Here is a 15,637-nt window from a genome sequence, read left to right on the forward strand (position 1 = left end):
ATCATTGGACAGGTGGACTTTGTTTGATGTCAGGGGGATCAGGGCAACCTATGGCAAGCAGCAATTACACGGAATGGATGAAGTGTTACGGTGATGAATTCTTGTTGAATTGGAAAAGAGGAGGTTGTATATGCTGCGAACGTTGCTGGGGGAAAAACCGCGTATAAACGAAGGTAAATTGAAGGAAGCGATGGACGCAATGGCGCATACGCTTGAGCTATTTCAACGACAGATGCATGTGGACCATGATCCCACCCATGACTATCGGAAGCTGTATGTGTGGACTCAGGGACTCATCTCCTCTCTGGATGAACTGGAGCAAAGCTGTTTTGCTGCTGCTCATTTTCGTAAAAAGGTCGTTGCAGGTTCAACGGATGATATGACGCCAGCTGAAAAAGCTGAGTATGCCCGGTATGTGTATTTTTACAAAGATGGCTTCATTCGCTGCTTTGCCATTCTGGATAAAGTCGGCACCGTATTAAATGAAATATTCCAGTTGAATACTTCAAATACAAAAGCGCATTTTTCTTATTTTACGGTGTTAAGGCAGTTCGATTATGCGAGGGAGCATCATGATCTTGCGTTGCGATTGATTCAGATCAAGGATTCGTATCGGGAACCGATGAGTAAGCTGCGTAAACGACGTAACATGGAGATTCATTACATGAACTCAGAAATGCACGATGACCTGTGGCAGCTTCACCAGACATTGCAAGGTAAAGTGAAGTTGGAGGATCTGAATCAGCATGTGCAGGAAATGCGTCAAGGCGTGGATATGGTTTGTGAAACGTTAACAACCTCTTATCGTTATATCAATAATATATGGAAAAGAAATAATTCCCTTTGACAAATCGGAATACTTGGAATATACTGAGTTTTAATTAGAATGGTCATAAGGACGAAGATTGAACTAATATTTCAAAGTTTACGTTCACATTATAAAGCATGAACTACATGAACTTATAAAATCCTACAACAACATATTTCTTATCGAGAGCGGCGGAGGGACAGGCCCGATGAAGCCCGGCAACCGATTTGTAACCGACATGATACATGTATCATTCGTTATAGATGTTAGGTGCTAATTCCTACAAAATGGTGCAAGGCACGATTTTGGCAGATGAGAAGGTATATTCTTTCACGTGAAGAGCCCTCTTTGTATCTGCAAAGGGCTCTTTTTTGTACTTAAAGGGGAGTTTTCCTTAAGATCGGGTAAAGATACATGTAGGTGGTTGGAAAGGGGCAAGTGCGATTGATTGAATTAAAAGGGTTAACGAAAACGTACGGCAAAGGGAAAAAAGCTACAACTGCTTTATCCGAGCTGAATTTGAACATCCAAAAGGGTGAAATCTACGGAGTGATAGGCCATTCCGGAGCGGGCAAGAGTACATTGATTCGCTGTATTAATTTGCTGGAAAGGCCTACGGAGGGTGAAGTATGGGTTGACGGGGTCAACCTGACAGCGCTGAGCAAAACCGAATTGCAGCAACAGAGACGCAAGATCGGCATGATTTTTCAACACTTTAATCTGTTATCCTCGGCAACGGTATATGACAATGTAGCTTTTCCACTAAAGCTTGTGAATACACCCAAGGATGCCATTGATCGCAAAGTGAAGGAAATGCTCAATCTGGTTGGTCTGGAGAACCACAGCAACAAATATCCAGCTCAATTATCGGGTGGACAGAAACAACGTGTAGGGATTGCCAGAGCACTTGCGAGTGATCCAAATGTACTTCTCTGTGATGAGGCTACTTCAGCACTTGATCCGCAGACGACAAATTCAATCCTGAAGTTATTGCTCGACATTAACGAAAAGTACAACCTTACGATTGTGCTGATTACACATGAGATGCATGTCATTCAGAACATCTGTGACAAGGTGGCTGTCATTCATCAAGGCGGCATTGTGGAGCAGGGACCTGTAACAGAAGTGTTCCTGAAGCCGCAGCATGCAATTACGCGGGACTTCATGATGCGAGACCATGAAGCAGGACTGGCTCTGGAAGAGACGGCTCTGGCGAATGCAGGCGTTGAACTGCAGATAGGGATTGCTTCCAAACTTGTGAAGATATCCTTTCTGGGGAACAAAACATATGAAGCGATTTTGTCCAGGACGGTTCGTAAGACGGGTGTGGATTTTGCCATCCTGCAAGGGACGATCTCTACGATTAAACAGGTTCCTTATGGTCAGCTGACCGTTCGGTTCGAAGGTGATTCCAATGCGATTGATCGGACGATATCCGAATTGACCGCTGAGGGACTTGATGTGGAGGTGCTACGTTAGATGGATTTTTCAACCGTACGTTGGGAAGAGGTTGGTAAAGCTTCCATAGAGACACTGCAAATCTTGGGTGTATCAGGCCTATTCACCGTTATCTTTGGTTTACCACTCGGAGTTCTGCTGTTTATGACAGCCCGATCTGCTTCGATCAAGTCACGGACGGTGTACATTATATTGTCCTTGATTGTAAATATTTTACGATCAGTTCCATTTATCATATTGATTGTTGCTCTTATTCCATTCACTCGTTCACTCGTCGGTACAGCTACAGGAGTGTTAGGTGTTATACCTCCTTTGGTTATTTCAGCAGCTCCTTACTTTGCTCGATTGGTGGAGACAACGTTGCGAGAAGTTGACCGGGGTGTCATTGAAGCAGCACAGTCGATGGGTGCATCGACCGGACAGATTGTAAGACGGGTATTACTGCCTGAAGCATTACCTGGTTTGGTTGCTGGGATAACCATTACCATCGTTACGCTTGTCTCTTACACGGCGATGGCGGGCATGGTTGGTGGTGGAGGACTGGGAACGCTGGCAATCAATTATGGGTATTATCGTTATCAAAATGAAATCATGATTATATCCGTTGTATTTATGATCATTCTAGTGCAAATTCTCCAGATGGCTGGAGATCGCTTGGTTACATTTTTCACCAGGAAATAACACATAGATAACATGATGGCAAGGCATTTATTCGAACGCCACATGAAAAAATGATTAGAGAAGGGGTTTTACACATGAAAAAATGGTCATTCGCTCTACTTAGTCTTATGTTAATTGCGGTTCTCGCAGCTTGCGGAAACAACAAGGACGCCGATAGTGGCGCAGACAATTCAGCAGGTGCACCACGCACGGTTGAATTGAAAGTTGGAGCTTCACCGACACCACATGCAGAGATTCTGGAAAGTATCAAGCCTGAGCTGGAAGCACAAGGTATTCGTCTGCAAGTCGTTACGTTTAATGACTATGTACAACCTAACCAACAACTGGCTGATAAAAAATTGGATGCAAACTTCTTCCAGCACCAGCCTTATCTGGACACAGAGAATAAAGAACGTGGATTCAACCTCGTTACTGTAACACCTGTCCATGTTGAACCTTTTGGCGGATACTCCAAAAAGATTAAGTCTTTGGATGAATTGGCTGACGGCGCAAAAGTAGCCATTCCAAATGACCCATCCAATGGTGGACGTGCACTGTTGTTGCTTGCGAAGGAAGGCATTATTACGCTGAAAGACAACACAAATATCACATCTACGATTCAGGATATCACAGCCAATCCGAAGAACCTGGATATCATCGAGCTGGATGCAGCCATGATGCCTCGTCAATTGGATGAAGCGGATCTGGTATTCATCAACGCTAACTATGCGCTTGAAGCGAACCTGAATCCGGCAAATGATGCTTTGCTGATCGAAGATCTGCAAGGTAACCCATACGCGAACATCCTCGTTTCCCGTGAGGACAACAAGGATGCAGATGCAATTCAGAAATTGGCTGCTGCCTTGCACTCCGAAGAAGTGAAAACATTCATTAAAGAACGTTATAAAGGTGCGGTTGAACCTGCAACTGAATAATTTAACGATATGTATGATATGATGTGAACTCGTAAGAAGAGGATGTCCCATAAGTCATGATTATGACGGAAGGACATCCTCTTCTTACGTTATTTTGTTTTAATGAAGCTGACACACGCTAAGTCAGAGTTTTTCTGATGTATCAGCGTTGGAATGGTGTTCAGATTGGCGGTAGTAGGATAATTCATTCTGATCAGCATGCTGCTGTTCATCTGCTTCCTGCAGGTACGTCCTCTCGGAGGGAGAGAGTTTTTCTTCATCTCCGTGTGAACTTTTGATTTTGTATCTGATCCAACCGATTAGCCCAAGAACGACAACCAAGATTAAGGCCCATCCTTTTTTGAGCAAAAGAAGAGCGCTGAATTTTTGGGAAGCCGTGTACCCGATTCCGCCCATCAGAAGGCTGTTGAGCCCTATGGTAGATGTTTTGTCAGTCGAAGCATTATATTCCTCGTAGGTATGTCCCGCATTGATCTGAAGTTGATTAAGGACGGTTTCCTCGAATGCCTGGCGGCTCTGTTGAAAGTTGGCCGTATCAATAACCAGAATGGCTGTGATGTACCCTTCACGTGTCAGGAGTTTTACATTGTAATTCACCATGGCTTGCTGATCTGCATTTTTGAAACCAAGGGAGTAGACCAACTGATGTTTGGTCTTATCGTATGCCGGTTCGATATCCCAACCTGTTATGTACGTTCTATATTCAGGATCGAGCTCTCTGTTCTCTTCTTCTGTGCCTCGGATATAACTGCTTAACAGTTCTTCGGCATTCAAATTTTGATCATCATCATGAATATGACCTGTCTTCACGTACTCGAACACGACATACCACGAGCCGGATTCGCTATTGCTGGTCAGGCTTCCGATTTCATTCCCGTTAGGTTTTCCACCACTGTTAAGTATCGAGCGTTGGGTATTGGCTTTATCCAGAAAGGAATGACTTTCAGGGACTTCGAGTGTGGCTTTACCGTCCAGAGAGACCGATGCTGGTCCACTAATCCAATCGTATTCATCAGGTGCCTGGTCACTCTCACTTGCCGCTGATACCTGCAAGGCACTTGAAACTGTGAATACACTCACCATTAGTAGCGTAAGAAAAGATATCCATCTTTTGTTCTTCATATTCATGTAGAGGTCCTTTCAGGTTATATCCTCGACAATACCATAGGTATTTAATTTTATTCAAGATATATTTGGAATTAAAGGTGGATAATCCCTTCTGGATAAGCGAGTTGTGGGAGGACGATAAATCTTTTATACTGGATAGTGACTGCTCTTTGAAGAGGGGGATGAACGTGAAGGGAAAGATTGCCCTCATAACGGGAAGTGCCAAAGGTCTTGGTAAAATGACGGCCCTCAGTCTGGCAGATCAGGGATGTCATATTGCCCTCAATTATGTACACAGCAGAGTAGAAGCTGAGGCTTTAAGGGCTCAGATTACAGCCAAGGGTGTGCGGTGCATTGCTATCCAGGCTGATATATCCAAGGTAGAAGATATCTCTTCATTGGTTGAACAGGTGGAAGACAATCTGGGCAGCATTGATATTTTGGTGAATAACGCGGGTCCATTTGTCCGTGAACGACGATTATTTGCGGATTATTCTGAAGCCGAGGTCCAGATGCTCGTGCAGGGAAATCTGCTGGGGCCGATGTTGCTGGATCAGCGTGTATTGCCAGAGATGAGACGCAAGCAATGGGGACGCATTATCCATTTTGGCTTCAGTCATGCGGGAGAAGCGAGATCATGGCCTCATCGCGCCGTATACGCGGCTGCCAAGGTAGGTCTGGTCTCTTTTACAAAGACACTCGCCGTTGAGGAAGCTCCTTATGGAATTACGGTCAACATGGTATGCCCGGGAGATATTCGCGGTGCCAACAAAGAGAAAACAATTGATGAAATGGCGGGCATCACGGACGAGGAAACGCCAAGAGGGCGTCCTGGCAGCGGTGAAGATATCGCACGAGTGATTACGTACCTATGCCTTGATCATTCCGATTTTATAACAGGCAACATTATGGATGTATCTGGAGGACTTGATCCGATTCGTCCGACCATACAGCGTGAGGATGCTTAAGTTGAGACGGAGAAATGTACGTCGAAACTGGTTCGGGTTAAGGTCATCTTGATTATGACAGTATTAATGACGCTCTGCATATGTACACAAAAAAAAGAGCCCTCCGCTTCTGCGAAGCGAAAGGCTCTTGAGGTTTATTCGTGAAGGATTGATTAGAATACTTGTACGACTTCTTGTACACCCTCAACTTCTTCAAGAAGGGCGCGTTCAATCCCGGCTTTTAAGGTAATAGTGGAGCTTGGGCAACTGCCGCAGGCACCGACCAGTTTCAGCTTAATGATGCCGTCTTCCACGTCAACCAGTTCCACGTCACCGCCATCGCGTTGCAGGAACGGACGAAGCTTGTCAAGAACATCAGATACCTCATCATACATGGTGTCTTGTGCGTTTTCGCTCATATTTTTCAACTCCTTTCCTTCCTATATTATATTACAAATGGCCATAAATTAAAATGGTCAAACAAAGCAGGTGAACCTACATGAGACCGATTATTGAATTTTGTGCCAACAATATGCATTTTGGCACAGATGAAGTCATGGATCAACTGGAAGAAAATCCAGACTATGACGTGATTGAATACGGCTGCCTTACCAACTGCGGCCAATGTTCTATGACTCCATTTGCACTGGTGAATGGTGAAGTTGTCATCACGGACAAAGTGGAAGATCTATATAACGCCATTCTGGCCAAAATTGCCGAAGCCGATGTCTGGGACGAGCTCGATCTCGACTAACCGAGATGGCGCTTGGACATCCAGAGCACACCACTTTTCAAAATACGAGGTACACGTCCCATCATAGACGTTTTGCCCATAAGCCCAAACCCAGACTTCTTGCCGAGTGCACCGAGTGTGCCACGAAGCTTGAGTGGATGTGGATTGGGCTTTTCGCCTTTCCAGAGGGCATGCTGAATATGGGCGATCTGTTCACCCTGTACTTCCGCAGCTTGACCGCTAGGTGCATACGGTACACTGGCACAGTCACCAACCACATATACATCGGTATATTCCGGGATTTGGTAGTATTCATTCAGGACGACACGACCTTGAGGATCTTTGGTCACGTCCAGATCCTGTACCACTTTTACAGGCTGAATGCCTGCAGTCCAGACGACAGCATCCGTTAGAATCTGTTCATCCCGGTTATAGATGGCATTGGGTTCAACACGCGAAATGGCGATATGTCCACGTGTCTCTACCTGATGTTCGTTAAACCATTCATGTACATACACGGACAGACGTTGCGGGAAAGCGGATAATACACGTTCACCACGATCCAGAATGCTGATGTTCAGATCCGGTCTGCTCTCACGAAGTTCGGCTGCCATCTCGACACCACTTAATCCACCGCCTACAATGTGCACATTGCCATAGGCTTTGACTTCATTAAGTCGCAGGTAAGTCTCGCGTGTTTTGCTAAAGCTCTGAATGGTACAGCTGTAGTCTTCAGCGCCTGGTGTGTTGTGGAAACGGTCTGTACAACCCAATCCAATAACAAGCTTATCGTATTCAAGCGGGTCTTGGCCTTCAAATTCAATCTGACGCTGTTCCAGGTCAATTGAAGTAACTTCTCCATAACGGTAAGTAACTTTATCGTTCACTGGAAATTGGATGCGCAGGTCATAATCGGATACGGTTCCTGCTGCGAGTGCGTAATATTCGGTCTTTAATCCCTGAAAGGGGCTGCGGTCCACCAAAATAATCTGTGTATCGGATGGAATCTTACCTTCCAGAAGTTCCTTGATGATGGTGAGGCCGCCATATCCGCCTCCAAGAATGACAAAATTTTTCATGACTCGGCTTCCTTTCTGCATCAGTCCCACTGAAATGGGGCTGTAAACTGTGGAGCAGCTATGCAAAAAACATAGCTGCTCCTTTTGTTAGGATTTGATTAGTTGAAAAGTAGGCATTGAAAATTAAAGATATTATTCAGCAGTTTGCACCACTCGAATTCAAACGTCTCCCTATCATGAAAGCTGCGTTCTGGAGTGGTGCAGGTGCAATATTGATTGTAGATTGTATTTATATCCTATTCGTACACTTGAATTTCATTGTAGAACGTATCACGTTCTACCGGAATACGTCCTGCGCCCTTAATGAGCCATATAAGCTCTTTACGTGTAAGGCCTTCAGGTGTGAGTGCACCTGCCGCATGACTAATCCGTTCCCGAACGATCGTACCGTGTGCATCCGAAGCACCGAAACCAAGAGCGACTTGAGTCAGCTGTGGACCGATGTTAATGAAGTATGCTTTGATATGATCGATGTTATCCAGCATCAAACGGCTAATCGCAATTGTTTTGAGATCCTCATAAGCCGAGTTGCGACGCATAATGCTCGCATTTTTACTTTTTGGCTGCATGGAAAGCGGGATAAAGACCATGAATCCGTTGGTCTCGTCTTGCAGTTCACGAATCTGCACCATATGGTTAACGCGATCCTCATAGGATTCGATCGATCCATACAACATTGTCGTATGTGTACGCATGCCGAGCTCATGAGCTGTGCGGTGCACCTCAAGATAACGGTCCACATTGGCTTTGTCTACACGCATTTTTTTGCGGTATTCATCGGAAAGAATCTCAGCGCCGCCACCAGTCAATGTTTTCAGACCTGCTTTTTGCAGCTCTTGCAGAACTTCTCTGATACTGAGTCCGCTAATCCGGGTGAAGAAATCAATCTCGGCTGCCGTGTAAGCTTTCAGTGTAACATCCGGATATTTCTCGTTTAAAGCGCGCAGGGAATCGACATAATATTGAAAAGGAACATGGTTGTTATGTCCGCCTACGATATGGAACTCACGTACGCCCGGATGAATATGCTGTTCCACATAATCGATCATTTCCTGACCGGATAATGTATAAGAGCCTTCTTCACCCTGGTCTTTGCGGAAATTACAAAAAGCGCAGTGGGCTTCGCATACGTTCGTAAAGTAAAGACTCATGTTCTCGATGAAATATACTTTCTTACCATTCTTCCGCAGGTTGGCCTCATTGGCCAGCTGGCCCAAAGTCAGCAGATCATCTGTTTCATACAGATATACGCCATCTTCTACGCTCAGCCTTACGCCGTTCTGCACTTTCTCGACGATTTCAGCCATTCTTTTGTCTGTGAACGGTGTTACCAATGTAGACATATTGTTTCCTCCTGTTCTTAACCGGATTTGAGTTGTGTGTAGGATCTGCATACAGAACTACATAGAAAAGATGCGGTCAACTGCCGCCTTCTTAGTTGGACTAACTCTTATTTACCCGGTGCAGCGTGTGCTGCATATGAAAGCTAAATTTTTTCAAAAAATGGAGTCTGTTGACTCATATATGCATTGGGGACTGCGTTGCAGTCTCGAAATGTGAAAAAAATTACAACTCCAATTATGGCCATCGTCTGAATAAGTCATGACAAAATAACGACATTTCAGTGCGACCACCTATTCATTATAAACCTCGTGTCCCAGGGGTTCAATACACTGGGAAGAAAAAGGAGTACAGGGGGAACGCGGAAAGAGGCAAACATGACTTGAGACCCTTGACGGGGTGGAGTATAATTTAAAGAAGAGTTAGTGAAAGGTTGTTCAAAAAGTACGCTTTTGATTACAAAGGATGCCTAGCGGCATCTCAGCGTCGAATATGGGATTCAGCCGAAATAAGCTGGAGGCTTACGAAGTATGTTTCCGAAGGAAACATTTTGGTTGCTCACGTAGTTTTGCCTACGCTCCGCTACTCCATTTCTATCTTCATCCCATCTTCTTGGTACTGAAAAGCGCCCTTTTTGAACATGATTTTATATGAAAAAGGAGAGTGACCTGGCATGATTAACATCAGCGAAACGGCTGCTGACAGATTGAAAGAGATGCTTGCACAGCAAGAGACACCTGGTATGTTCCTGCGTCTTGGCGTAGCACCGGGCGGTTGCACCGGATTTTCGTACGCCATGGGCTTTGATGATAAAGAGTCCGATGAGGACCTGTATATGGATATTCAGAATATGAAGGTTGTAGTCGAGAAGGAAAACCTGAAATATCTGAATGGACTTGAAATTGATTTTGAAGAGTCCGGTATGTCGGGTGGGTTCACCATCCATAATCCCAATGCAGTAGCAACATGCGGCTGTGGATCTTCTTTCCGTACGAAGGAAGATGCAGGTGTGCCGGATAAGGATTGTTAATATAGAAGGTGGTTGCAATGATAAGGCACAGTTCCAGCGAAGGACATTCGCTTGGGATTGTGTTTTTTTTTTTTGACTTTATGGCAGGATAGCTGAGTTCTCTGACTTACCGATTCCAAGATATATATACGGTATAAAATCACGTTTCTTCAGCATTGACATTTTGTTCCAATAGAAAGTATATTATTTGTGCAAACGTTTGCAGATTTAAGAGCACAGTCTTCCTGCTAAAGAAGCGGATTTATAAGCCATGTGTTCTAAAGGAATCTCTAGGATATCCCCTTTTGTACAAACGTTTGCACAAAAGATATCTAAATTTGAACAGCACAGAAGAACACGAAACAACAGGGGAGAGGGAAGGAGGAGGAGTTGTATAGATACAAATTAGAAAGTGTCTTGAGCCAGACCATGCTAAAACGTTAAATGGGTTAGAGAGCTTAGGTAAATAACGAGAATTCTTGTTTCCCATAGGGGAGCAAATAAGGGAGGAAGAACATGGATCTTAAGCGCAAGCTCGGCGCATTCCTGTTGGTATTATCGATTATTATTTCTACCCAAAATACAGCGGCTTATGCCGAAATTTCGGCTTCTCATGTGTATCATAACCATATGCCCAATTTCTGGGCCTACTACGACACATCCAAGTATGCTTCTGCATCTGTGGGGTCCCCAATCCGCTACACATATGATGGGCAAGTCATCGATCTGAAAAATAACCCTCCGGCAGGTTATCCATACTTTCTACCCGGGGGAATGCCTATGCCCCATGATGATCTCGTGGCGTATTATAGTCACCATGCAAAGACAGGTGCTTATCTGAACTGGCCATGGCAAGTTGCTGGTGACCTGAGGAACAATCACCCTGCTGCAGGGATGCAGGTAACCATGTCAGGTTCGGTATTGAACAATGTGAACAGTTTTATGTATACCAATAATGTAAACGGTTACAACAATAAAGATTGGGGTGCGCCATGGAAGAATGCTTACAATAACCTCAAAACAACGAATGGAGAACGGACGATGGATCTCATTCACTTCTCCGGACACCATTCCATGGGGCCACTGGCTGGCAACGAATATCTGCTAAAGGATTTGATCTACCAGAATGCTGTGCTGGCACAACCTTTTTTTCTGGGAGACAGCTTTAAATCGTCCAAAGGTTTTTTCCCCACCGAGCTGGGTTTCTCGGAACGGATTATCCCGGTCTTGGATCAACTCGGCATTGAGTGGTCCGTAATTGGAAATAATCATTTTTCGCGAACTCTCCAGGACTATCCGCTACTGAACGATCCGGGCAAAGATACGATGGTGTCACCGCCAAACCGAGCGGATTTGCAGAATACGAGCAATGTGGGTTCGTGGGTATCTTCTCCCATGTTCAATGAGAAACAGGTGGTTCATAACAAATATCCATTTGCTTCTACGCCTCATTGGGTGCGTCATGTGAATCCTGAAACTGGTGCTGAGAAAAAGATTGTTGGTATCCCTGTGGCCCAGGCAGAGTCGTGGGAAGAAGGGTATCAGGGTTCAGTCAAGGCAGATGCGCTGAAGCCTTTTGAAGGAATGGTTGATCAGAAGCAGTTCTTCGTGATTGCCCATGATGGGGATAATTCTTCAGGACGTGCAGGATCAGAGGATACTTGGCGCAATGCAGGAAATGTGACTTATGCTCAGCCGGGTGTGAAGGGAGAGAGTATCAATGAATACTTGCGGACTAACACACCAAAAGCCGACGATGTAGTGCATGTTCAAGACGGTTCATGGATCGATACGCGGGACTCCTCATCAGATCCGACATGGTATCACTGGCGTCTTCCATTTGGAATCTGGAAGGGGCAGTTTGAAGCGTTCAACAAGGCTACAGGCCTTAATCTGGAGCCGAAGAAAAATCTGGATGGTGTACAGGAAGGGATGACCGTATCTTTTGAATATGGATACCATTATCTGGAGCGTAATTTTGCGCTTGAGCAAGCTGCACTGAATTATGCCAAGACAGCTGAACAGATTTGGCTGGACAGCAATCCGAACCATTGGAAGCCAACGACGGCACTAGACCGTGAGATCACTTATGAGGGCAATCAGCTTAATCCTTGGATGATGGCTTACCCGGTAAAAGGAGATCCTGCTAATAATTATAAGGGAGGTGCGAACCCGGCAGAGCTAAGTTGGTATTTCCTCCTGCCTGCACTGGATTCCGGGTTTGGTTATTATGATGAGAATGTGGATGATGGGGTAAAGCCGACGTTATCTTTCAATCAGTCGCTTTTCTTTTCCAAGCCTTATGTAAGTAGTCAACTTGCGAAGGACCGTACCGGACCATCGATATGGTGGCCGCAGCGTTATCCATATAATCCTGGAAGCGCTAATGTCAGCAAGGCGGAAGGATGGACACTTCATTATTTTGACAATACGTTCGGCATTTATACCTATGCTTATGATGTTAACGGTGTGAATGATATTAAGGTGAAGGTACGGACACATCGGGATAAGTTGGCAGATGCCAAGGACAACACCTTCCGTGTGTACGATCCTGCTGGGCTCAAGGCCAAAGGGGTATCCAACATCGATCCGACGAAGGTTAGTAGCTGGCAAGAATATCCGATGACGAAACGTGACCTTAAATCGGATATGAACGGTGTGGCCTGGCAGCCAACCAGCACAGATATGTTTAAGCGTGTGCCTGCTCAGGAGATCGGGGATATGTATTACACGTATTTCAACGATTTCCAAGATCAACTGGTCGATTATTATATTGAAGCTGTCGATGCGAATGGCAATGTTACGCGCAGTGAGATACAGACGGTATATGTGGGTATGGGGAAATATAAAAAAGACACATCGGGCAAAATTGTGGAGGATGCGAATGGAACAATCCAGGGTACACATCCGTTCCTGGTGGTCGATCGGACACCGCCTTCAGTGCCAACAGAAGTCAATGCAAAACGTGTGACAGATCGCAGCATTACACTGCAATGGGCAGCATCCACTGATAATGTGGGTGTAGAGGGCTATGATATTTATCGGGATGGGGTCAAAATCGGAAGTTCGCTGACAACGGAATATACGGATAGCGGTCTTGAGCCTAAGAAATCATATGCATACAGTATAAAGGCGAGAGACAAGGCGAATAATGTCTCTTCCGCCAGTTCAACTGTACAGATCCAAACGTTGGCAGCAGATACAGAGCCACCAACAGCGCCTGCAAATGTAGCTGTACAGAATGCTACCTCATCCGCTGTGACAATTGACTGGTCAGCCAGCCAGGATAATTACGGAGTAGCAAAATATGAAATCTATCGAGACGGTTTAAAAGTAGGGGAATCAACCAAACTAAACTATACGGATGAGTCCCTTGCACCGGCAACAGAATACGTATATACGGTTAAAGCGATAGATGCAGCAGGTAACGTTTCACCTGCTAGTATGGCTCTTTCGGTACGTACCAAAGAAGGTAATGCGGTAACGATATATTATAAACTGGGCTATCCGAACCCGTATATTCACTATCGTCCAACAGGGGGGACATGGACGACTGCTCCGGGTGTGAAAATGATGGCAGCCGAGATGCCCGGATACACCAAGATGACAGTCAATGTGGGTACAGCGACGGGGCTGGAGGCTGTGTTTAACAATGGTAGTGGCACATGGGATAATAATGGAGGAAAAAATTATCAGTTTCCATTAGGGGTTAGTACCTATAATTCCGGAGTCATTACACAAGGAGCGCCTCACGTGGATATAACACCTCCAAGCGTACCAACCGGTCTGACCGTGACTGCAAAAGCGGCTGATCGTGTAACATTGGCTTGGAATCCGTCGACCGATCATGTAGGCGTAACCGGGTATGAAGTGTTCCGTGACGGTGTCAAAATCGGCACGAGTACGACAACTGCATATACGGATAATAGCCTGAAGGCATCAACGAGTTATGTTTATACAGTCACGGCCTATGATGCAGCACAGAACAAATCGGATGCAAGTGCTGAGTTAAGCGTAACGACCGATGATGCCCCGAAAAGTAACAGTGTAACCATCTACTACAAGCAGGGTTTTGCCCAGCCCAATATTCATTACCGCCCTGCAGGAGGTAATTGGACGACACCACCAGGCGTTGCCATTCCGGCATCCGAGCTCACCGGATATAACAAAATTACCATTGATGTAGGAACTGCTACGGGACTGGAAGCGGTATTTAACAACGGTAGCGGTACATGGGATAACAATGCGGGAAGGAACTATCTCTTTCCTCTCGGGGTAAGCACATACAATTCAGGTGTTATAACTCCAGGAATACCTGGAAATGCAACGAGTACGAATCTTATTGAGAACCCATCAGCTTTCCTATCTGCTGGAGCGAATGGACTGTCTTTAAGAAGGGAACAACTAATCGCATGACGTAAAAATATTCATGGATGCATAATATCTAAGTAATATGACGGTTAACGAACCGTCTGGTCAGGCTACATTGTTAGCCCATTGCTGATACATTTTATAGTTAGAAGGCCTTGTACATCTATGGATGGACAGGGCCTTTCTAATTCGGAATGAAGGACGATAAAAGATAGAAATCCAACTACAAATCTTTTCGTTTTACGAGGTTTTAAAGAGAGAAAAGAATACGGGTTGACAAGTTTAGTTGTAACAATTATAGTTACAATATAAAGTTCAACATAAACAATATTGATAATTTAAAGGAGAGATTACGATGAACATTGCAATCATTGGTGCAACAGGCAAAGCAGGAAGTGTGATTTTGAAAGAAGCAGCAGACAGAGGGCATAAAGTGACGGCGATCGTTCGTAATGCATCCAAATTGGAAGATAAAAGCTTGAATACGCTGGAGAAAGATGTATTCGATCTTACAGCTGAAGATCTTAAAGCGTTCGATGTGGTTGTAAATGCTTTTGGTGCCCCAGCGGGGAAAGAGAACCTGCATGTGGAAGTAGGACAAGCGTTGATCAACATCCTGAAGGATGCCCCAAACACTCGTCTTATCGTCGTGGGTGGAGCAGGAAGCCTGTTCACAGACGAGTCCAAAACATTGCGTGTTTTTGAATCCCCTGGATTCCCTGATGCTTACAAAGCAACTGCAACGAACCAAGGACAAAACTTGCTGGATCTGCAAGCATCCTCAGGTATTCAATGGACATTCCTGAGCCCGGCTGGATTCTTTAATCCAGAAGGTGTACGCACAGGTAAATATCAAGCTGGTAACGATGTAATTCTGGTCAACAGCGAAGGAAACAGCTACATCAGCTATGCTGACTATGCGATTGCTTTGGTGGATGAGATCGAGAATCCACAACACAAAAACGAGCGCTTTACCGTTGTTGGCGAAGTGAAATAACAGTTTTAAATGATAATATGGAACATACAAACGGACGCTGATCTTCACAGATCGGTGTCCGTTTTTTACGTTTTGAAAAGGGGGGTTCAGCATTCGCTCTGTGTCCGGTTGGTTGCTTTTTTGTTGATCTACCTAAGGCCAGAGGGAAATGCAACATTTTTCCTGTTAAACAGGTCAATAAAGATGTACGAA

At 45.0% G+C, this 15,637-nt stretch carries 13 protein-coding genes and 1 riboswitch; of the genes, 9 read left to right on the forward strand and 4 right to left on the reverse strand.

Annotated features, from left to right (window positions below; genetic code table 11):
* Positions 1-130: 130 nt before the first annotated feature.
* The 4 genes from MHH93_RS16375 to MHH93_RS16390 all read left to right on the forward strand — a co-directional run bounded on the left by MHH93_RS16375 (position 131) and on the right by MHH93_RS16390 (position 3,861).
* Positions 131-847: a Cthe_2314 family HEPN domain-containing protein gene (locus tag MHH93_RS16375; protein WP_500054869.1), complete on the forward strand. Its 717-nt coding sequence runs from the start codon at positions 131-133 to the stop codon at positions 845-847.
* A gap of 137 nt (positions 848-984) precedes the next feature.
* Positions 985-1,127: riboswitch (SAM riboswitch) on the forward strand.
* A gap of 125 nt (positions 1,128-1,252) precedes the next feature.
* Positions 1,253-2,287 carry a methionine ABC transporter ATP-binding protein gene (locus MHH93_RS16380; protein WP_500054870.1) on the forward strand — a complete coding sequence of 345 codons (1,035 nt, stop codon included), beginning with the start codon at positions 1,253-1,255 and terminating at the stop codon, positions 2,285-2,287.
* The gene (locus MHH93_RS16385; protein ID WP_500054871.1) at positions 2,288-2,947 is read left to right on the forward strand and encodes a methionine ABC transporter permease; all 660 of its coding nucleotides are present in this window, start codon (positions 2,288-2,290) and stop codon (positions 2,945-2,947) included. It begins immediately after the preceding gene.
* Positions 2,948-3,021: 74 nt separating this feature from the next.
* On the forward strand, positions 3,022-3,861 hold the full coding sequence (locus tag MHH93_RS16390) for a MetQ/NlpA family ABC transporter substrate-binding protein (protein ID WP_215075674.1): 840 nt from the start codon (positions 3,022-3,024) through the stop codon (positions 3,859-3,861).
* 123 nt (positions 3,862-3,984) lie between these two features.
* On the opposite strand, the gene MHH93_RS16395 is transcribed toward MHH93_RS16390, so the two are convergent.
* Complete coding sequence (locus MHH93_RS16395) at positions 3,985-4,983, reverse strand: DUF2167 domain-containing protein (RefSeq protein ID WP_500054872.1); 999 nt, start codon at positions 4,981-4,983, stop codon at positions 3,985-3,987.
* Positions 4,984-5,156: 173 nt separating this feature from the next.
* On the opposite strand from MHH93_RS16395, the gene MHH93_RS16400 reads away from it, so the two are divergent.
* On the forward strand, positions 5,157-5,936 hold the full coding sequence (locus MHH93_RS16400; RefSeq protein WP_500054873.1) for an SDR family oxidoreductase: 780 nt from the start codon (positions 5,157-5,159) through the stop codon (positions 5,934-5,936).
* A gap of 152 nt (positions 5,937-6,088) precedes the next feature.
* Here MHH93_RS16400 and MHH93_RS16405 read toward each other — a convergent pair whose 3' ends face one another.
* Positions 6,089-6,334: a NifU family protein gene (locus tag MHH93_RS16405; RefSeq protein WP_062837977.1), complete on the reverse strand. Its 246-nt coding sequence runs from the start codon at positions 6,332-6,334 to the stop codon at positions 6,089-6,091.
* Positions 6,335-6,414: 80 nt separating this feature from the next.
* On the opposite strand from MHH93_RS16405, the gene MHH93_RS16410 reads away from it, so the two are divergent.
* Complete coding sequence (locus MHH93_RS16410; RefSeq protein WP_036605750.1) at positions 6,415-6,669, forward strand: YuzB family protein; 255 nt, start codon at positions 6,415-6,417, stop codon at positions 6,667-6,669.
* On the opposite strand, the gene MHH93_RS16415 is transcribed toward MHH93_RS16410, so the two are convergent.
* Together MHH93_RS16415 and mqnE are read right to left on the reverse strand one after the other, a co-directional pair.
* Positions 6,666-7,727, reverse strand: coding sequence for an NAD(P)/FAD-dependent oxidoreductase (locus MHH93_RS16415; RefSeq protein WP_253440680.1), 1,062 nt, complete (start codon positions 7,725-7,727; stop codon positions 6,666-6,668). The genes MHH93_RS16410 and MHH93_RS16415 overlap by 4 nt on opposite strands.
* 236 nt (positions 7,728-7,963) lie before the next feature.
* Positions 7,964-9,070, reverse strand: a complete 1,107-nt coding sequence (gene mqnE, locus MHH93_RS16420; protein ID WP_091020813.1) for an aminofutalosine synthase MqnE — start codon at positions 9,068-9,070, stop codon at positions 7,964-7,966.
* Positions 9,071-9,741: 671 nt separating this feature from the next.
* Here mqnE and MHH93_RS16425 point away from each other — a divergent pair.
* From MHH93_RS16425 to MHH93_RS16435, 3 genes are all read left to right on the forward strand, one after another.
* Positions 9,742-10,098, forward strand: coding sequence for a HesB/IscA family protein (locus MHH93_RS16425; protein WP_253440679.1), 357 nt, complete (start codon positions 9,742-9,744; stop codon positions 10,096-10,098).
* A gap of 495 nt (positions 10,099-10,593) precedes the next feature.
* Complete coding sequence (locus MHH93_RS16430; protein WP_500054874.1) at positions 10,594-14,493, forward strand: carbohydrate binding domain-containing protein; 3,900 nt, start codon at positions 10,594-10,596, stop codon at positions 14,491-14,493.
* A gap of 310 nt (positions 14,494-14,803) precedes the next feature.
* Entirely contained in the window at positions 14,804-15,445 is a 642-nt protein-coding gene (locus MHH93_RS16435) for an NAD(P)-dependent oxidoreductase (RefSeq protein ID WP_472476469.1), read from the forward strand.
* The last annotated feature ends 192 nt before the right edge of the window (positions 15,446-15,637 follow it).

The organism is Priestia sp. FSL H7-0729, assembly GCF_038005685.1.
GTDB lineage: Bacteria > Bacillota > Bacilli > Paenibacillales > Paenibacillaceae > Paenibacillus.